The following is a 19772-nucleotide window of genomic DNA, read 5'->3' on the forward strand; positions in this document are numbered from 1 at the left end:
AAATGATTAAGGAAATGAATTTTTAGGGTGATTTTGTTTTGCCTTGTAAAAACTATGGTAAGACAATTTTCGTTGATTTATGATGTTGAAATCTTTTTAAAATATGGAAAAAGCCAAAATGCTAAACGTTCCCCAACAAAGAATATTTTGTTTGAAAAACACCTCAATAGGAGAGCTTTTGGTAGCAAAGTCTCAAAAAGGGATTTGTAATATAGCATTGGGAGAGACTACAGAACAATTATTACAAGAATTTATGGTACGTTTTAGTGATGCGAAACAGGTAGAAAATGATGATAGATTGCAGAGGGAAATTGCACATATTGTAGCAATGATAGAAACGCCTCAGTTGGTAAGAAAATATAATTTTTCCTTAGATATAAAGGGGACAGTCTTTCAACAGAAAGTATGGACAGCGTTATGTAATGTGCCGTGTGGTTCAACAATTTCATATGAAGCATTAGCGAAACGTATTGGTATGCCCAAAGCTTTTCGTGCTGTCGCGAATGCATGTGCATGTAACGAATTAGCATTAATCATTCCTTGCCACCGCGTGATACGCAAGAATGGTTTTATTTCTGGATATCGTTGGGGTGTTTGGCGGAAACAGATTTTGCTACAACGGGAACAAAAGGAGGGATTTAACTTTGTTTGATTGGCATTGTAATTGTTACAGTTGTTCCCTTCATTTCTTTAGAGAAAATTTCAAGTTTCCCTTTATGGAGTTCTAAAAGAGAGCGCGAAATGGCTAACCCAAGACCTGAGCCAGTATGGGTTTTCGTGAGTTGATTTTCCACTTGTTCAAAAGGTTGTCCAAGTTTTTGAATTGCTGATTGAGGAATCCCAACTCCCGTATCTTTAATGCTACAAATAAGGTTATTTTTTTTCTTAAAAGCACAGATATCAATACGTCCTCCAGAAGGTGTGAATTTAACCGCATTAGAGATGAGATTAAGAAAGATCTGTTTCATGGCACGGCCATCAACTTCTGCGTGCAGTTCTGGAGCAATATTTGTTGTAACGGAAATATTTTTTTCTTGAGCTTGTGGTGTAAGTGTTCGTGCCGCTTCACTAATGATTGGTTCAAGATTGATATTTTTACAATCAAGAGAAAATCTACCTGCTTCGATTTTGGACATATCAAGGATATCATTAATAAGAGTGAGAAGATGTGTTCCTGAATTGTAAATATCACGCATATATTCTTTATAACGTTGTGAGCCAAGAGGACCAAAGGTAGATTGTAACATGATATCCGAAAAGCCGAGAATAGCATTAAGTGGAGTGCGCAATTCATGGGACATATTGGCTAAAAACTCTGATTTAGCTTTATTCGCACTTTCAGCACGCTCTTTTTCAGCTTTCAGACTTTTATTAAGTTTTTCAACTTCAGTTGCACGTTGTTGCGCACTTCCTCGAGTGCGTTTGAGTTCTTGAATAAAAGAAAAAAGGCGTCTTTCACTATCTTCAAATTTTTCTTGCTGCTGTTTAAGCTCGGAAATATCTGTACCGATGCAAACAAGCCCTCCATCTTGTGTACGGCGTTCATTAATTTTAAGCCAACAACCATCTGCCGTTTGGCGAATACTGGTTAAGTTACCATCACCATCATCTTTGAGGGGATATTCGCTAATTGCAGGGCGCGCCATAGCTTCGACGGTTGCACGCTGGATTCCTGATTGTAAAACCTGTTTAGGGATAGCAGCATATTCGCAAAATTTGCTGTTGGACATAACCAAACGTCCTTCGGAATCCCATAAGACAAAAGATTCTGAAATATTTTCAATTGCGTCGCGAATCCGAAGATCAGCTTGTGCTGTTTCTTCTGCGAGTTGCCGTTGTTCACTAATATCGAAGGCAATACCAACTAAATGGGGTTCTTCTTCATCCGTCACTTCAGCACGAATGCGCATCCATATACAATGTCCATCGGCATGACGCATGGGGATATTAATATCAATATGCTTTTTTTGACCACTCATTAATTCTTGAGCAAGATCGAAAAAATTAGCATCGTTTGGGTTGATAATAGCGGTAATTTGCGAAATTGAAAGCAGGGCATCTTGAGGCACATACCCGAGCATTTCATAAATTGCCCGTGACCAGTAAACACGTCCGCTAGCCATATTCCAATCCCATAGACCACAACGTCCACGCATCATGGCCATATCAATACGGTTTTGAATTTTTTCTGAAATCAAATCTGTCTTGCGTGCCCTTATAATCTGATTATAATAGGCGTAGAGGAGGGCTAAAATAACAGCGCTTGTTCCTATGAACAGGGTCATATTTAACGAAAAAATTTTTCGCCATTCCATAGAGATATGTTGCGTTGTTTCGCTGATGAAAACACCATATTGTCCATTTTCTGTTTGCTGAAAGGAAGCAAGAGCAGGGACGTCTTTCCCTATCGTAATTTTCATAACTCCAGCATGTTTTCCCAGAGATTGTAAAGCAATGCTTTCAGGGGTAAAATTCTGTAAGGATTTTCCTAAAATAATCTCGGAACTTGATGAAGCTAAGACATTGCCTTTTTGATCAACTATGGCAATAACAATGTTGGGATTGACAAGTTTTTGATTACTAAAATTGATGAGGATATTTTGCAAATGATTATGAGAAAGGGGAGCAACTTTGCCTTTTTGTGTAGCAGAAAGTAAATCCCGATCAATTATATTGGTAATATGAGAGGCTAAAAGAGTGAGAGTAGAACGTGTGTTTTTATCAATCGCATGGCGCCAATCATAGATTGATACGAAACGAATTGCAGCCAGCACAACAAGAAAAGCAAGAATGACAAATGGGATGGAACGCCGCAGCCAAGGTTCGATAAAAAGAAGTTTTTGATAGACTGAGCCAGAAAACAGAGGAATATGCTCTTTTTGTGCTTTGTGGTTTTGAGCGTCTAATTTTGAACCAGCATACCCCTCTGTTGGCGCATTATATGCGTCCAATTTAGCCATTTCTCATTCCTTTAATTCCGCAATAATGTATTTTAAAAACTGCTTCGATATTCATAACAACACCACAGGAGTGCAGTGAATCAAAACAGGAGTCCTCTGTCCAGTCTTTTTTTAGAAAAAATAATTTTACTTTTATTGATGTGGATTATGGAAGAAAAAAGAAATCCTAACATAACCTATAAACAGGTTTAAATTTCCTGTTTATAAGCGCAGATGTTCGCATCTCGTGCGTTAATATGATTTTAAAACATATCATAACATATTGATTATAAATGTTTTTATTTCAAGCAAGGAGACGATTGATGATATCAGCGACATCACTTGATAATTGAGGAGCCTCTGCAATCCTTTTTAATGCAGTTTCAAGTTTTTGTTGCCGAACAGGTTCTAATTGTTTCCAAGAGCGCATTGTTGTTAATAACCATGAAGCGAGCTGTGGATTTTTTTTGTCAATTTCTAAAATGATTTGGCAAAGGAAATGATAGGATGCACCATCAGTTCTGTTAAAACCGGTTAGATTATGAGAGGCAAACACACCAATCAAGGCGCGTACACGATTGGGATTATCTTTTGAAAAAAGCGGATGCTGCATGAGTTTTTGAACATGGTCAAGTGTTGATGCTTCTGCAACCATTGCTTGAATGGAAAACCATTTATCCATGACCAAAGGGTCTTGCCGATAGCGGCTTTCAAAGTCATTTAAGGCATTTTGTGTTTGCTCACTTTCGGTAAAATGCCGCACTAAAATGGTGAGACTAGCTATACGATCAGTCATATTATCCGCTGTTGCATATTGTCTAGCAGCACGATTTGGTTGGGCTTCTGCAATAGAAAGATAATCTAGCATAATATTGCGTAATGCTCGTTTTCCAGCTTGTACAGTGTTTGGTGAATAGGGCTCATTGGTCTCCATTTTCCTATAAACTTTTGTAAAGAGTTCTTGATGTGTCTGTGCAAGTGAAGCTAAAAATTGATTGCGCACGTGGTGAATACGCTCTGGATTAACATTTTTACCAATGGTATGGGCAAGTTCAATTTCGCTTGGTAAACTTAAACAAAATGCGCGAAATTCTGGTTCAAGGCTTTCATCTTTAATGATGTTTTCAATCAATTTTAGCAAAGCAGAGGGTATATTCTCTTTTACTTGTGTTTTATCCTGAATAGCTTCAATAAGAGCTTGCATCATCAACTGGTTAAGCGACTGCCAACGATTAAGTTGATTGCTGTCATTTTGTGCAAGAAAGATGAGTTCGCTTTCATTGAATGGAGTTTGGAGATTGATAGGTGCAGAGAAATCTCTAAGCAGTGATAAAACAGGTTTTTCGCGTAGTCCTCTTAATGTGAATGTTTGGTTTTCTTTGGAGAGCAGCATAACATCTGATTGAATATCGGCATCAGATTCATATGTGAGAGATTCCCCATTATGTCCTAACAAACCAAAAGCGATAGGGATAAGCATAGGTTTTTTTATGTTTTGTTGCGGAGTTGCTGGAATATGTTGCTTTGCATGAATTGTTAGAACACCATCATTATAATGCGTATCGATTGTCACATGAGGTGTGCCGGCTTGTTCATACCACAACATGAATTGTGAAAAATCTTGCTGGGAAACTTCGGCAAAACAGGCAATAAAATCTTCAATTGTGCAAGCTTGCCCATCATGGCGTTGAAAATAGAGATCCATCCCTTTACGAAAGAGAGAGGAGCCTAAAAGAGTATGCACCATACGCACAACTTCAGCACCTTTTTCATAGACGGTTGCGGTGTAAAAATTGTTGATTTGGCTATATTGACGAGGACGTACACAATGAGCAAGGGGACCAGAATCTTCCGTAAACTGTTTCGCTTTCAATATTTTTATATTTTCAATTCGCTGTAAGCTGCGTACATTTTGATCTGAGGAAAATTCCTGATCACGGTAAACCGTTAAGCCTTCTTTTAAACAGAGTTGAAACCAATCACGACAGGTAATACGATTACCGGTCCAATTATGAAAATATTCATGAGCAATGATACGTTCGATATTTCTATAATCCTGATCGGTTGCTGTTTCAGGATCTGCGAGAACATATTTATCATTAAAGATATTAAGCCCTTTGTTTTCCATTGCCCCCATATTAAAGTCGGAAACAGCAACAATATTGAACACATCAAGATCATATTCGCGCCCGAAATACTTCTCATCCCAACGCATAGAGCGTTTGAGCGCATCCATTGCATAAGTTGCACGTTTTGTTTTTCCTTTTTCGACATAGATACCAAGTTTGATATGCCTACCAGATACAGTGGTAAAATTGTCTTCTAACTTATCAAGATCACCACCAACTAAAGCGAAGAGATAAGATGGTTTAGGATAAGGATCTTCCCAAAGAGCAAAATGACGGTTACCTTCAAGAGTTCCTGTTTCTACAAGATTACCATTGGAAAGCAAGATAGGAATTTTCTGAGAATCTGCTTCAATTTTTACTGTATAGGTAGAAAGAACATCTGGGCGATCATAAAAATAAGTAATACGACGAAATCCTTCCGCTTCGCATTGTGTACAATAAACACCATTGGAAAGATAAAGCCCCATGAGTTGGCGGTTTTTTTCAGGATTCAGTTCTGTGACCAATTGTAATGTAAAGGGAGTTGCCGGTGGGGTGGTAATTTCTAAATATGAAGGAGATACTTTATAAGCATCTTCCGACAATTTTGTACCATTAATAGCAACGGAAATTAATGTAAGATCATCTCCAGAAAGCACAAGAGGCGTTCCTTTTTTTGTATTTTGGCGCGCTTCAATGCATAATATTGCTGTTACAAAGGTTTTTTGAGGTTCTAAACAAAAGCAAAGCTGTGTTTTTGGGATAGCATAGGGCGTTGGTTGGTAATCTTCCAAACGATAAAGGAGCGTTTTTGGTTGTTCCATAATTTTTTCCTGTCTGTATTTAAGAGTGTGAATGAGTGAAAGGGTATTTATAGTTTGGTGTAAAGGAGGCTTAAGGAATTACGAGAGATTGTTTAAGCGATTTTTTACTTCCAAAAAATCCATCCATGTAAGCTTTTTTTGACTGGGCGTTCGAAGAAGGTAAGCAGGATGAAAGGTTGGCATAACAGGTATTTTGATATTATTTTCACTTTCATAGGTAAACCATTTACCTCGCGTCCGAATAATTCCATTTTGAGATCCGGTAAGAAATTGCGCAGCAATTCCTCCCAACGCTATAAGAACACGCGGATTAGCTAAATAAATTTGTCGTTCAATGAAGGGACGGCACAATGCAACTTCTCTTGGCGTTGGTGTACGGTTTCCTGGTGGGCGCCAAGGAATAGTATTGGCTATGTAAACATCCTTTCTTTCTAAACCAATGGATGCGAGGATTTTATTAAGTAACATTCCTGCTTTTCCCACAAAAGGAACGCCTTGTATATCTTCTTCTCGTCCTGGTGCTTCTCCTATGAGCATGAGCGGACTTCCTGCTGTTCCATCTGAAAAACAAGTATTTTTTGCTGTCAGTTTTAAAGAGCAGCCATTAAAAGCGAGAAGGGCAGACTTTAATTCATCGAGTGTGTGAGCATTTTTTGCTATTTCTATAGTGGAAGGTTCACTCTGCACTCTATCTTGGTGAGGGAGCGGATGATTATGTGACTTGATGGTTGGTGATATCGGTTGATTATGAGAGGTGTTTACAGTTTGTGTTGATTTTTTCTCTAAAGTGGCAGATTGACTAAAACGATCAATAGGCAAGTCTGTTAGAACAGCATCCACACCACTTTCTTTATAAAAGTTTAAAAGTTCTTCATATGAGATTGCGTACGATATTTGATTTAACATTTTATTTTTCTAATGATCTATAGACTATGAATAGATCAGACTGCATTATCCTTCAGGCTTTCTGATATGTTTATTCGTGATTTCTATCTGACACAATGATAGCTTCTTTTTTTGACAAAAAAACTATAAAATAGACTCGTTTACAATTTTCAATGGGTTATTTTTATCTTTTAGAACCTATTGAACCCCTCTATAATAAAAGATTATGCAATGAATGCAATATGTATACATTATAATAATTTTATATGTTTATAAAAGAGTGAGATATAATTTTATAAGAGTATATTTTATTTATCATTTTTAATAAAATAAATAATTATTTTTTATATATTATACTAAACTTAATACAATGAATACACACGCTGAAAATTGCATTAATAATATTTAATAAGAGTATAATTAATGTTTTAATAATTTTTTGAATTATTGTTTAACAGCAATGTGTGGATATATGTTTTTGCTTTTTTGACGGCTTCAATAAGAGATTCATTTAATGCCAAATGTGCAGCAATAGCCGTTGAAAGGATACAACCTGTTCCTCGCATTGTTCCCTTTAAACGTGGAGTGGAAATCTTTATTATCTCAGTTTTGTTCATGAAGCTATCAGTTGCGAGATGACCTTCTGCATGTCCACCTTTTATTAAGATAGAGCGTGGACCAAAAGAAAGAAGTTTTTTTGCTTGTTGTATTGCTTGCTCATCATCAGATGCCAATGAACTTTGGCTAAGAAGAGCAAGTTCTCCTCTATTTGGCGTTAAAAGATCAACATGAGGAAGAAGTTTATTTATCATACTTTCGATGATTGTTTCCGTTGTTAATTTTCCTCCTGATGACGCAACAAGTACAGGATCTAGAATAACGGGAACATGGGGATAGTCTTCTAAGACATCACAGATTGCTGCTATAATTGCTTGTGTACCTGTCATCCCGATTTTTATTGCGCTTATGGGATTAGCCTCTAAGGCACAGCGCATTTGCGCGGCGATAAGTTTGCCAGCCATAGGAACAATTTCAGTAACGTGGTGATCATCTTGTACATTAACGCATGTAAGAGCGAGATTTGCTTTTATTTGAAAATGTGCTGCTGTTTCTATGTCACGAACAATACCAGCCCCCCCTGTTGGATCTGTTCCTGCAACAATAAGAATAGAAGGAATTAACGCCATTGTTGTGTTGCCTTTATCCACTGTTGGGCACGCTGTTCAGGTTTTTCATGAAGAATAATATCGGTTACAACAGCAGCACTGTTCGCACCTGCTTTTAGAACACCAATTGCGCGTTTTGGTGTTAAGCCACCAATGCCTACTAAAGGAAGAGAACCAATCCGTTTTCTCCATTGTTTGATTTTTTCTAATCCTTGAGGTTTCCACTTCATCTCTTTTAAGATTGTTGGATAAATAGGCCCAAGGGCGATATATTCAGGATGAACAGACATTGCAATATCGAGCTCATGTTCATCGTGTGTACTCAGTCCAAGTCTTATGCCGTTTTTACGAATAGCAGGAAGATCAGCATTGTTTAAGTCTTCTTGTCCAAGATGAATAAAATTGCATTTCTCATCAATTGCTAATGACCAATGATCATTAATAATTAATTGTGCTCCCAATTTATCGCATAGATTTTTTGCGCGTTTAATATGTTGGCTAATCGTTTTTGAGTCTTCATTTTTCATCCGCAATTGTATGAGTTTGATTCCAAGAGGAACCAAGCGTTCAACCCAATCAGCACTGTCAACGATAAGATAAAAAGGATCCAGTTTCATGAAAATACGGCTTTTCCAATGACTGGTGTTGATGGAATTGCTGTGTCACGTGCTTCGAGAAGTCCTGCTTTATAGCCCATACGCCCTGCCTGCACGGCTTGAGAGAAGGCTTCAGCCATTAAGACAGGGTCACCTGCTTTAGCAACAGCAGTGTTAAGAAGGACAGCATCATATCCCAGTTCCATAGCAACAGCAGCATGGGATGGGCGCCCAATTCCAGCGTCAATAACAAGAGTTACATCAGGAAGGTAAGCGCGGATAGAACGTAATCCATCAGTATTATGAGGACCTTTGGCAGAACCAATAGGCGCACACCAAGGCATAATGACACGGCATCCAACGTCTAGGAGTTTTTCAGCAACAATGAGATCATCTGTTGTATAGGCAAAAATTTGAAAACCTTCACTGTTTAAGATTTGCGCTGCTTCGATTAAGGAAAAAACATTTGGTTGTAAAGTATCTGGATTACCAATGATTTCAAGTTTAATCCAAGATGTTTTAAAGAGATCCCTTGCGAGTTGAGCCGTTATAACAGCTTCTTTAACAGTGTAGCAACCTGCGGTATTGGGAAGCACGGTGACATCAAGTTCTTTAAGAAATTGCCAGAATTGCCCGCTTTGTTTTCCACCAGCGGTTTCTCGACGTAATGAAACGGTTACAATTTCTGTATTTGCTTTATGAATAGCCTCACGAAGGATTGCTGGTGAGGGATATTGCGCTGTACCTAACATAAGACGAGAAGAAAATTGACGTCCATAAAGATTCAGCATAGTTTTAGCCTCCTTGCATTGGGCTTAAAATTTCAATTTTATCTCCTTCATGCAAAATAAATTGGTTTCGTTCCTCTACGGGAACAACTTCAGCATTAACCGCGGTTGCAAGCCAATTGCCTTCATACCCCAATTCTTCAAGCAATAGACTGAGGGTGATAACTTCTGTTTGGATTATTTCACCATTGACAAATATTTGCATGTTTTACTCCAATGCCAATTTCATTGCGCGTTTTGCCATTTCTGGAGATAAAAGGAAACCATGTCTATAAAATCCATTAATAAAAATATGATTACCATGTTTATATACAGAAGGGAAGTTATCAGGATAGCATGGTCGTATACCAACGCCAGATTCAATAATTTCTGCTTCGGCAAAAGCTGGATGCAAGGTATAAGCTGCGTTGAGCAATTCCATCATTGACCGCACTGAGATGCCTCCATCAAAGTCACTCTCAATCATTGTTGCGCCAATCATAAAAATATTATCTTGGCGAGGAACAATGTAGAGAGGAATGCGTGGATGAAGGAGACGAATTGGTCGAGATAATTTAATATCTGTGCTGCGTACAAGAAGCATTTCGCCACGTACACCGCGTATATTTTTGTCTTTTCCTAAACGTGCTATTCCCGTTGCATCAATAACAATATCAAAATTTGTTTCAGAGTTTTCTCTATCAACAAAACATGCTCCATTGTTGATAAGGTTTTCTTTTAACGCCATAAGGGCTTGGCGAGGATCAAAATGTGCTTCATTTTCATAGAAAAGTGCACAGTTAAAACGTTCGGCAAGATCAGGTTCAAGCAGAGCTATTTCAGCAGCATTTATCGTTTTATGATTGTGTGTGCGCATTGCAAATCGTTCAAGTTCTACTCTATCGCGGATAGGCGCAACAACGAGAGTTCCCTTTTTTATGACAAGATTGGGAAGCGTTTTATTCCACCAATCTATAGCCTGTATGCCAAGGTCTTCAACAATTTGTTCAGCACTTTCTCTTTCACAGTAAGGTGCAAGCATTCCTCCCGCATACCAACTCGCAGACCCTATAGGAGAATGAGGGGGAGCCGATAGAGTAACAGAAACGCCTTTTTGCTGTAACATGAGGGCAACTGTTAATCCCCCTACACCGGCACCTTTGATAAGAATATTTTTCAACTGTTAACACTCTTTTTTTGAGCAGGAATAGCATCTATATAAAGATCACCATTCTTTTGATATTTCTCAGACATAACAATCATACCTTCATCTTTTGTTTTTTGCATTGCGGCTGCGTCACGAATATCATGAGAAATACGCATGGAACAAAACTTTGGTCCACACATGGAACAAAAATGTACCAATTTATGCGCTTCTTTAGGCATTGTTTCATCATGGAAAGCACAGGCCGTTTCTGGATCAAGAGAAAGATTGAATTGATCATGCCATCTAAAATCAAACCGCGCACGTGAAAGAGCATTATCGCGCAATTGTGCTCTAGGCAAACCTTTAGCAAGATCAGCAGCATGCGCAGCAATTTTATAAGTGATCACACCCGTTTTAACATCATTTTTATCGGGAAGTCCTAAGTGTTCTTTAGGTGTTACATAACACAACATGGCTGTTCCAAACCATCCAATCATAGCGGCACCAATTGCGGATGTAATATGATCATAACCAGGAGCAATATCAGTGGTAAGCGGACCCAAAGTATAAAAAGGTGCTTCATGACAGAGCTCTAACTGTTGCTCCATATTTTCTTTAATTTTGTGCATTGGAACATGTCCAGGACCTTCAATCATAACTTGTACATCTTTTTCCCAAGCCATTTTTGTTAATTCTCCTAGAGTCTTAAGCTCAGCAAATTGTGCTTCATCATTGGCATCAGCGATAGAGCCAGGGCGCAGTCCATCTCCTAAGGAAAGAGAGATATCATAGGTACGTGCAATATCACAAATTTCATCAAAATGTTCATAGAGAAAACTTTCTTTGTGATGATGAAGACACCATTTTGCCATAATAGAGCCACCACGTGAAACAATACCCGTTACCCGATCAACCGTCAGAGGAATAAAAGGTAATCGTAATCCCGCGTGAATGGTAAAATAATCAACGCCCTGTTCTGCTTGTTCAATGAGTGTATCACGAAAAATATCCCATGTTAAATTTTCCGCAATACCTTGGACTTTTTCGAGTGCTTGATAAAGAGGAACTGTTCCAATTGGTACTGGAGAATTTCTAATAATCCATTCACGAATATTGTGAATATTCCGCCCTGTTGAGAGATCCATAACTGTATCGGCTCCCCAACGAATAGCCCAAACCATTTTATCGACTTCTTCGGCCATAGATGAAGTAACGGCTGAATTACCAATATTGGCATTAATTTTAACACGGAAATTGCGTCCAATAATCATTGGTTCGCATTCTGGGTGATTGATGTTTTGAGGAATAATAGCGCGTCCACAGGCAATTTCATTGCGAACAAACTCAGCCGTATAAACTTCTGGTATTGAACCATGAAAATTTTCATTTGATTGCGCTTTTTGCTTATCTTGTTTTACAAGTCCTTCATTTTCTCGTATAGCGACATATTCCATTTCTTCAGTAATAATACCTGCGCGCGCATAAGCCATTTGTGTAATTGCTTTGTCCTTTTTTGCTCGCAAAATAGGACGCTTTTGCTCAAAGGTTGGTATAGGGGAACTATCATAGGTTACCCCATTATCTTCAGGTTTAACAGGGCGCGCAGGATAAGATTCCGTATCAGCGCGTTTAGAGAGCCAAGGTAAGCCAATTGCGGGCAAACCTTGTGTAATATCAATCACCATATCTTTATCAGTATATGGTCCAGAAGTATCGTAGATGTTTACAGGTTCCTCACTGCTACCATCAGTCAATAAAATCTCACGCAATGGGACACGTACATTAGAAAAGATAGAACTTTGTTGGTAAATTTTACGTGAGGAGGGAAAAGGACTACAACTGATTGATGGAATATTTTTCTGCATAAATTTTTTCCTTATAAACAGAGAGTTCAAAAACAGGTTATGAGGTTAAGGGGAGATATATTCAAATTATCAATCACATGTGTTTGAATGAAGCGGTGTATAGAATATCGCTTTTATACCAAGACACCTTAGAGAAAAGCCAAGAAACTTTATTGAAAAATTGATGGCAATATCCGTACCCCCCATTTAAAAACTTTTACTTGAAAGAACATGGTTGGCTTAAATACTTGTCTTGTCAATCGCAAAGATATGTTTTTAACGATTTTTATAGACTCGTTAGAAATAAAAACAGGTATTATGAAGAAAAACTTTAAATGCTAAAGTTTTTTTTTATAAAGAGCGGTAAGAGCAAAAATTTATTACCAAAATGATAAGACTTATACCTATTGTTTGTTGTATATTTTTTTAAGTTGTATGCTCATTTTTTATTGTCCTAGTCATAAGCTTAGAAATACTTTTTTGAGCGATATTGAGTGACTTTTATCCCAATAGTTATTTTATTTTCAGGATAATGAGGATGTTGCTTTTATGAGGTAGGATCAGTTAACAGAATAGTTTGGCAAATACGGACTTTGATATTTCTTAGAATTTATTATTCTTGCAAAAAAAAAACATATATAATAAAATACATGAAAAGGTGCCTGTATGAGGTGTTAATGGGGGAAACGGTTACAGTAAGGGGTTTGTAGGGGGGATTGCCGTGTTTTTACAGGGGAGGTAAATTCACAATTCTTAATTCACCTGAAGAAATTGTATGCATTTTTCATATATAGAAAATATGGGATGCACTTTTTAGCGCCTTTAGGAGATATCCATAAGTTGTTAAATTGAAGTGTAGGATGATTGTCTGTATTGAATACATCCTCTTTGGTTCGTTAGACTGGAAAGAAGAAGCGCTCAATAAGAGCGTTGGTCTATTCCAGTAAAAACAGTTCTCAGGGCAAATTGACAAATAATTTATGTTTAAAAAGGTTTTTGCATGCAATAAAAATGCGGTAGAGAAAGCAGAGGGCGGAAAGAAAACCTTTTATCTTGTGTCATACGGAAAAAAGACAATAGCAATCATAATCTCTTTGCAATAATGAGGTAAAATAAGCGATGTAAATTTTGCCAATACAGATTGAGAAAGTGCTGTTCTTTACAAAAGCTCTCATAATCATATGCAAAATAATTGGTAGTGAATAAGATATTGTAGACGAAATCATTGAAAATGAGCGAGAGTGCTATGAAATGCAGCACGATTTATTAAAGTATGCAAGCGTATCAATTTGTTTTTATTTGATCGATAGTTCATCACATTCAACTTTAGCCATGTTAGATCAATGGCAAAGAATCTTATGAATAATATTGATAAAATTTATAAGAAAACAGAAGATTTCAAAGTAGAATTGCATAATGACAGCGAGAGAATAATAGACGCATATTATCAAATGAAGTGATTGCATTGCAAATCACAAAGGCTGGAATGCCGTTTTTATAAAAAAATATAGTGAATTGAATTTATTGAATTGGGGGGGATCAAGAGAAAAACAAATCATAGCAAGAGATGGGTAGAGCAGAAATAATGTATCGACTAATGATGGCGTTTTTCTATATTTTTGCATGTATCTACAATTTTATCACTGTTAATTGATGAATCTGTTGTGGGGAATCGTTTCTTCATAGAGATTAACAAAAAGAAAAAAAATCGAGAAGAATTATGAAGGGGGAAGAATGTCTAATATTTACGATTGGTCGTTAAAGGCTGATGAAAACGCTAATTCAGATAGTATCATTAATTGGGCGGAAGGGCAGCCGCCTAGTTCTGTCAATGATAGTGCACGAGCGATGATGCAGCGTGTGCGTGAATATCTTGCAGATAGTGGTGGCTCTATTAACTCAAGTTTTATGGTGAATGTGGAAGATAAAACAACATTTATCACGTTGAAGACAGCTTCACCTATAGAGAAATACAAAAATGATATGATCATACGTTTTAAGTCTCGTGGTGTAAACCTTGGTACGACAACGATAGCCATTAACAATATAGGGGAGAAACCACTCTATAAAGCAACCAATACGGGTATTATACCATTAGAAGGCGGAGAGTTACAAACAGGTGGTATTTATGAAATGGTATATAATACCGATCTTTCAATGGAAGATTATGATGGTTGGTATCTCTTAAATCCTACACCTCTTCCGCCACCAAAAGTAGAAATCTTTCCTTCAGGGTTTATTGCTACATTTGCCATGCAAGAAGTACCAAATGGTTGGCTTTTATGTGATGGTACTACTTATAAACGCAAAGATTATCCGCAGCTATTCAAAGCCATAGGTGATCAATGGGGAAAAGACAGTGAGACAACCTTTAAAGTTCCTGATTTTAGAGGGATGTTTTTGCGTGGCTTTGATAATGGTCGCGGTTTAGACAGAGGTCGAAAATTTGCAGATAAACAGCAAGATAGCTTTAAAACACATACGCATGATTGCACTATCGAAAAGGCTGGTGAGCATACGCATGATTTTCAGTATGATGGAGTTGGATGGAGTGCCAATGATATTGGTAGAAGGAACCCAAGTTATCACTATAGCGTCATGGCAGGAACGACAAAACCTGCTGGCGTGCACACGCACAAAGCGACACTTTCCACAACAGGTGAAAGCGAAACACGACCTGTTAATACAACGGTTGTTTACGCTATAAAATCATGAAGACTATCAGGTGACAAATAATTTCACTCTTTTTGATGCTTTTATTAACGCGGAGCCATTTCGCGTTATTTTTTATGCAAGGAATAAAAGGTTTATCTCTCAATGAACAAGAATATTTGAAAGTATTTAAAAAACACTTTTGGAATATGTTGGAAGAAATTTCAAAGAGATACAGAGTTTAAAAAACAATTGATTAACAAGAAAAAAACAAGCTTATCTCACGACGCCGCTCGTGAATGGTAAAGAAAGTTATGAATTTTTTTGTAAATCTATCATTGCATAGAAAATGAGCAAACAATAACACATCTCTCTTAACAAATCTTTATTAGTTACAAAAGCACTCTCATGGATCCTTGAGGTTATTTTATAAAGATCAGAGTGTAAAAAGAGAGAGACAGTTTTTATTGATGTGAGAAAAAGAAAATACGCCATCGTATCAAAGTTTCAAGTGTTTTCATTAAGGAAAATTTTGAAGACTGTTGAAAAGGCGCATTTTTTTCCACAGTATTTTGGTGGAAAGAAGATCATGATCTTCTTTTAAAATAGCATATCTACTATACAGAAAAGTATTCATGAAAAAATGACATCTAAACGTATTTTTACATTTTACTTTGCTCGATCATTGAATTCTTTGATGAAAAAACAGAATTCAAAACAAATCGGTGATCTTATAGGCAGGATGCTGTTTGTGGTAATATAAATGGAATATCTGCTTTAGGTAACTCAGAAACAATTAAAGGACAGTGATACACATCACGTAGATTTTGCGTTGTCAAAACGGTCGAGGCATTTCCTTCACAATAAACCTTTCCTTGCTTTAGCAATATCATTTTATCTGCATAATGTGAGGCAAGATTGAGATCATGGAGAACAGCAAGAACACCTCCACCGCAACGAGCAAAATTTTTAGCAATATCCATTACAACGAGTTGATGTTGAATATCAAGGCTAGCAATAGGTTCATCTAAGATCATCCAACAAGAAACCCCATTCACAATGGGTTCCCAAACTTGGCAAAGCACACGAGCAAGTTGCACCCTAGCTTGTTCTCCCCCTGATAATTTATGATAATATTGCTTGCTATAGTCAGCAAGTCCGACTCGTTCTAAAGCTTTTTGGATAAGATTTTGTAATTTAATTTTTGCAATGGCCAATTTGTTTACAGAAAGACCAAGTTCTACAACTTCATGAACTAAGAATGGGAATGCCAATATTGTTGATTGTGGAAGAACTGCGCGCATTTGCGCCATTTCACAAGTTTTTGTCTGACGAACATCATAACCGTTTAAGGTTATTTTGCCACTAAAGGAAAGCTCTCCACTCAGTGCTTTAATGAAAGTGCTTTTTCCAGATCCATTAGGACCGATAATGATGGTAAGATCACCACAATTTGCTTGAATGTTTATATGGTTGAGAATTTGTTTTTTTCCGCGTTGAACGCAAATATTTGTTGCCTCAATCATGAAAATTCTGTTCCTCGTTTGCATATAAGAATCCACAGGAAAAAAGGAGCACCAAAAAGCGCTGTCACGATGCCAATTGGTAATTCTGCTGGAGCAACAATTAAGCGTGCAAAAGTATCAGCAAAAATAAGTAACGCTGCTCCCAACAGGGCAGAGCAGGGGATGAGATAACGGTGGTCTGGACCAATGAGTTGACGCAAGATATGGGGAACAACAATACCAATAAAACCAATGCCTCCACTCATAGCAACTGCACTACCACACATAAGGGCAACAAGGAGAATAGAAATATTTTTAACCCATTGAATATTAAAACCAATATGACCAGCAACGGCTTCTCCAAGAGCAAGAGCATTAAGTGCTCGCGATAAAAGGGGTGAAAAAAGAAGGCCAACACAGATAAAAGGCAGAATAAGCCAAACTTTTAACCATGTGGCACCTGCGAGAGAGCCAAGATTCCAAAAAGTAATATCACGCAGTTGTTGATCGTTTGCAATAAAAATAAGTATTCCCATAACAGCACTGCTCAAAGCACCAAGAGCAATACCGGCAAGAAGCATTGTTGCAATAGAAGTAAAACTATGGTGCGTTGCTATTGTATAAAGAACAATTGTTGAAAGAAGACCACCAAAAAAAGCGCCTATGATAACTTTGTAGGGTTCTAAAAAAGGTGCTAATGAAGCAGGAAAGGCAATGCCGATAACAATGGTCAAAACAGCACCAAGACCTGCTCCTGCTGATACGCCTACAATCCCAGGATCGGCAAGAGGATTACGGAAAAGCCCTTGCATAAGAACACCAGAGACAGCGAGAGCTGATCCAATCAATAATCCTAACATAACACGGGGAAGTCTAATATCGATAAGTACGAGATAATCACGCGTTTTACTAGTTACTGAAAAATCTTGCGTAAGCATTCCATGAAGAAAATCAAACAATGAAACCTTTGAAGGACCATTCAAAACCGCGACAAAAATGCTGAAGATGAGGAAAATAACAAGACCTAATAATGCAATTTTTCTCAAATTCGCACGGTCTATGTTTTTATTCTCTTTTGTTTCTGGTGCATACATTATGGATTCGACCATTTCTATCAGCTCTTACCATTTTGGCTTGCACCATAAAATATATTAATAAGCTCTCTTGATGCATCCGCAGTGCGTGGGCCAAATCCTAAAAGATACATAACTTCCATTTGTTTAATAGCATTATTTTTCGCTGCATTGGTTGCTTGAACTGCTGGTATCGCTAAAATCTTTTCAAGGTTCGTTGATTTCCCTCGATGTGTCACAAACAAAATAACATCAGGGTTTGATTTCAATAACGCTTCACTGTTGAGTAACTTATATCCTTTGTAATCGCTTATGGCATTGATACCACCTGAAAGTTTTATCATACTATCTGCCGCTGTATCTGTTCCAGACGCCATAACGCGCCCATTTTGTATGGAGAAGACAAAAAGAACACGCTTTGGTTTTGTTACTTTTGCCAAAAGAGCATCATTGTCCACAAAGTCACCACTTACTTTTTTAATTAATGCTGCTGCTTCTGCCTCACGATGAAGCGCTTTGCCAACGAGACGGATCTTTTCTATAACACTTTCACGGGAGTAGTTTTCTGGTATAATCACGAGAGGGATTGATGCCTTTTTTAGAATTTCTATTGTTGAAGGTGGTCCACTCCCTTCAACCAATAATATACCTTCTGGAGCAAGTGACAAAACACCTTCAGGTGAAAGAGCACGCATATAGCCCAAGACAGGAAGTTTAAGCGCTTCTTGCGGATAAACGCTCGTACTATCACGGGCGACAAGTTGATCTTGTGCTCCCAAAGCATAAACAATTTCTGTAAGAGAGCCGCCAATAGAGACAATACGCGCATTTTTAGAAAATTGCGTTGTAGGCTCAGCAATGACGGGTTGAGAAAAGATGGAAAGAGAAAACAGTATAAAAATAAAGAAAGTTTTTAGCAGTCTATGCAAAAAAAAATGTAAGCATGTGGCTTTACCTTGATCTAAGCGATTGCCGTTTCTCTGTACGAGGGCAAACTGTTTAATAAAGAGCGCCAATCCTCACGTTCTTTTTGGCCTTCTTTTCGCAAACCAAAGAATTGAATAATCATCTCACTTTCTTTATCAAACACTTCAAGAGAACTGACATAACCATCACTGGTAGGTTTGCGAACATGCCATACTTTATCAACTCCAGAAAGCAATAAATGCATGTCGAATTTATGATCAAGAATATTAATCCAAGGCCCCATTTGCTTAATATTTTTTATTTTTCCACTAAAAATTTGAATACAGCCCCTGTTGCCAATAAAGCACATAATGGGAATCTCTTGTTGTGCAGCTTTGTTTAGCATAATTTCAATAGCTTCTATTGCTAATTCATCGGCAAATTCGCTACCGATATGTTTAACAGCATCATGTCGATTAATTTTCAGTTCAGAAATAATTTTATGAAGCTGATGTACGTCCGTCATTTGCCGCCAACGATCACGAAATTTTTCAACATCCAGCTCTGTTATATCACATTGAGTTGAATCTGGCGCAGGAAGAATATCGAGAACAGGGGACTGATTTTCATGAAAAAGCTTATCAACAAGTTTACTCCACTCTTCCATATCTGTTGTATCCGTAGGATAGAGTTTAAAAATAGCAACACCACTTTGATCAAAAAATTGCAAACTTTTCGTAGGTTTTCCAAGAACAATCATGTCATATTCGAAACCAAATTTCCATTGTTTTGGAAAAATACGCAAATCGATTTCACCAAGTGTGATTGGAATATGTTGGCTTTGAACAATCTCTTCAAAACGTCCTGTTATTTCGTGAACAGCATACTCATTACGTGTTAATGCCATAACTGTTCCAAGTTTAGGAGCGCTTTCCAAGAATATAGCGACATCAGCTTTTAGTCTTTTAGCTTTCCCGATGGTACAATAGGCAGCAATAAGCTCCGCCTCAGATATCCCAATAGAAACTGCAAAATCACGATTTCGTATTTCTTTTTTTTCTTCACGCAAGCGAAGAATCATTTCGGCTGTATAGGGTGACATGGCCTTTCCTTATGTTACTTTAGAGAGTTAATTTTCAAAATGTTACCATTCTAAGGCATGAGGTTGAATCACTCTCAACGAATGACTCAACCTTTCACAAAATAAAGCTGCTATTCCTAACAACAGAACAACTAAAAACCGATCAATGAGGAAGAATAAACGCTTTTCTTTTAAGTCTTTGTAATTTAAAGAACAACGATAACAAAAACACAATAATTCATCCTTTTATTGATAAAATTCTCTATTGATCTCACAGTT

15 protein-coding genes are annotated in these 19772 nt (G+C 37.5%); 2 read left to right on the forward strand and 13 right to left on the reverse strand.

The features are described from left to right. Positions 1-118 precede the first annotated feature (118 nt). On the forward strand, positions 119-652 hold the full coding sequence (locus tag LNM86_RS02665; RefSeq protein ID WP_241438327.1) for a methylated-DNA--[protein]-cysteine S-methyltransferase: 534 nt from the start codon (positions 119-121) through the stop codon (positions 650-652). Here the strand turns inward: LNM86_RS02665 and LNM86_RS02670 are convergent. The 9 genes from LNM86_RS02670 to thiC form a co-directional block, all read right to left on the reverse strand. Next, complete coding sequence (locus LNM86_RS02670) at positions 639-2960, reverse strand: sensor histidine kinase (RefSeq protein ID WP_241438328.1); 2322 nt, start codon at positions 2958-2960, stop codon at positions 639-641. The genes LNM86_RS02665 and LNM86_RS02670 overlap by 14 nt on opposite strands. Positions 2961-3243: 283 nt before the next feature. Beyond that, positions 3244-5871 (reverse strand): aminopeptidase N, encoded by a 2628-nt coding sequence (pepN, locus tag LNM86_RS02675; RefSeq protein WP_241438329.1) that lies wholly within the window; start codon positions 5869-5871, stop codon positions 3244-3246. Between the two features lie 78 nt (positions 5872-5949). Then, positions 5950-6777, reverse strand: coding sequence for a uracil-DNA glycosylase (locus tag LNM86_RS02680; protein ID WP_241438330.1), 828 nt, complete (start codon positions 6775-6777; stop codon positions 5950-5952). 407 nt (positions 6778-7184) lie between these two features. Further along, on the reverse strand, positions 7185-7943 hold the full coding sequence (locus tag LNM86_RS02685; protein ID WP_241438331.1) for a hydroxymethylpyrimidine/phosphomethylpyrimidine kinase: 759 nt from the start codon (positions 7941-7943) through the stop codon (positions 7185-7187). After that, complete coding sequence (locus LNM86_RS02690; RefSeq protein ID WP_241438332.1) at positions 7934-8539, reverse strand: thiamine phosphate synthase; 606 nt, start codon at positions 8537-8539, stop codon at positions 7934-7936. Before LNM86_RS02690 ends, LNM86_RS02685 begins: the two co-directional genes overlap by 10 nt. Beyond that, entirely contained in the window at positions 8536-9309 is a 774-nt protein-coding gene (locus LNM86_RS02695) for a thiazole synthase (RefSeq protein ID WP_241438333.1), read from the reverse strand. The genes LNM86_RS02690 and LNM86_RS02695 overlap by 4 nt, the downstream gene beginning before the upstream one ends. 4 nt (positions 9310-9313) lie before the next feature. Next, on the reverse strand, positions 9314-9511 hold the full coding sequence (gene thiS, locus LNM86_RS02700; RefSeq protein ID WP_241438334.1) for a sulfur carrier protein ThiS: 198 nt from the start codon (positions 9509-9511) through the stop codon (positions 9314-9316). Positions 9512-9514: 3 nt separating this feature from the next. Then, entirely contained in the window at positions 9515-10465 is a 951-nt protein-coding gene (locus tag LNM86_RS02705) for an FAD-dependent oxidoreductase (RefSeq protein ID WP_241438335.1), read from the reverse strand. After that, positions 10462-12297, reverse strand: a complete 1836-nt coding sequence (gene thiC / locus LNM86_RS02710; RefSeq protein ID WP_241438336.1) for a phosphomethylpyrimidine synthase ThiC — start codon at positions 12295-12297, stop codon at positions 10462-10464. Before thiC ends, LNM86_RS02705 begins: the two co-directional genes overlap by 4 nt. 1713 nt (positions 12298-14010) lie before the next feature. Between thiC and bgtC the strand changes: the two genes are divergently transcribed. Beyond that, a complete protein-coding gene (bgtC, locus tag LNM86_RS02715; protein ID WP_241438337.1) occupies positions 14011-14991 on the forward strand; it encodes a gene transfer agent tail collar protein BgtC in 981 nt (326 codons plus the stop codon). Between the two features lie 668 nt (positions 14992-15659). On the opposite strand, the gene LNM86_RS02720 is transcribed toward bgtC, so the two are convergent. Genes LNM86_RS02720 through LNM86_RS02735 form a run of 4 tightly spaced genes read right to left on the reverse strand, consistent with a single transcriptional unit; the run spans position 15660 to position 19514 of the window. Next, positions 15660-16454 (reverse strand): heme ABC transporter ATP-binding protein, encoded by a 795-nt coding sequence (locus LNM86_RS02720; RefSeq protein ID WP_241438338.1) that lies wholly within the window; start codon positions 16452-16454, stop codon positions 15660-15662. After that, positions 16451-17527 (reverse strand): FecCD family ABC transporter permease, encoded by a 1077-nt coding sequence (locus LNM86_RS02725; RefSeq protein ID WP_372712454.1) that lies wholly within the window; start codon positions 17525-17527, stop codon positions 16451-16453. Before LNM86_RS02725 ends, LNM86_RS02720 begins: the two co-directional genes overlap by 4 nt. A 20-nt stretch (positions 17528-17547) precedes the next feature. Further along, entirely contained in the window at positions 17548-18435 is an 888-nt protein-coding gene (locus LNM86_RS02730) for a heme/hemin ABC transporter substrate-binding protein (protein ID WP_241438340.1), read from the reverse strand. A 32-nt stretch (positions 18436-18467) separates the two neighbouring features. After that, positions 18468-19514 carry a hemin-degrading factor gene (locus tag LNM86_RS02735; protein WP_241438341.1) on the reverse strand — a complete coding sequence of 349 codons (1047 nt, stop codon included), beginning with the start codon at positions 19512-19514 and terminating at the stop codon, positions 18468-18470. Positions 19515-19772: the final 258 nt, after the last annotated feature.

The sequence above is a fragment of the Bartonella machadoae genome (genome assembly GCF_022559585.1).
Lineage (GTDB): Bacteria > Pseudomonadota > Alphaproteobacteria > Rhizobiales > Rhizobiaceae > Bartonella > Bartonella machadoae.

What these genes read in the sequence shown, in the direction of transcription:
- LNM86_RS02665 (WP_241438327.1), top strand. Translation starts at nt 119, where the DNA reads ATGCTAAACGTTCCCCAACAAAGAATATTTTGTTTGAAAAACACCTCA.
- LNM86_RS02670 (WP_241438328.1), bottom strand. Translation starts at nt 2,960, where the DNA reads ATGGCTAAATTGGACGCATATAATGCGCCAACAGAGGGGTATGCTGGT.
- pepN (WP_241438329.1), bottom strand. Translation starts at nt 5,871, where the DNA reads ATGGAACAACCAAAAACGCTCCTTTATCGTTTGGAAGATTACCAACCA.
- LNM86_RS02680 (WP_241438330.1), bottom strand. Translation starts at nt 6,777, where the DNA reads ATGTTAAATCAAATATCGTACGCAATCTCATATGAAGAACTTTTAAAC.
- LNM86_RS02685 (WP_241438331.1), bottom strand. Translation starts at nt 7,943, where the DNA reads ATGGCGTTAATTCCTTCTATTCTTATTGTTGCAGGAACAGATCCAACA.
- LNM86_RS02690 (WP_241438332.1), bottom strand. Translation starts at nt 8,539, where the DNA reads ATGAAACTGGATCCTTTTTATCTTATCGTTGACAGTGCTGATTGGGTT.
- LNM86_RS02695 (WP_241438333.1), bottom strand. Translation starts at nt 9,309, where the DNA reads ATGCTGAATCTTTATGGACGTCAATTTTCTTCTCGTCTTATGTTAGGT.
- thiS (WP_241438334.1), bottom strand. Translation starts at nt 9,511, where the DNA reads ATGCAAATATTTGTCAATGGTGAAATAATCCAAACAGAAGTTATCACC.
- thiC (WP_241438336.1), bottom strand. Translation starts at nt 12,297, where the DNA reads ATGCAGAAAAATATTCCATCAATCAGTTGTAGTCCTTTTCCCTCCTCA.
- bgtC (WP_241438337.1), top strand. Translation starts at nt 14,011, where the DNA reads ATGTCTAATATTTACGATTGGTCGTTAAAGGCTGATGAAAACGCTAAT.
- LNM86_RS02720 (WP_241438338.1), bottom strand. Translation starts at nt 16,454, where the DNA reads ATGATTGAGGCAACAAATATTTGCGTTCAACGCGGAAAAAAACAAATT.
- LNM86_RS02725 (WP_372712454.1), bottom strand. Translation starts at nt 17,527, where the DNA reads ATGTATGCACCAGAAACAAAAGAGAATAAAAACATAGACCGTGCGAAT.
- LNM86_RS02735 (WP_241438341.1), bottom strand. Translation starts at nt 19,514, where the DNA reads ATGTCACCCTATACAGCCGAAATGATTCTTCGCTTGCGTGAAGAAAAA.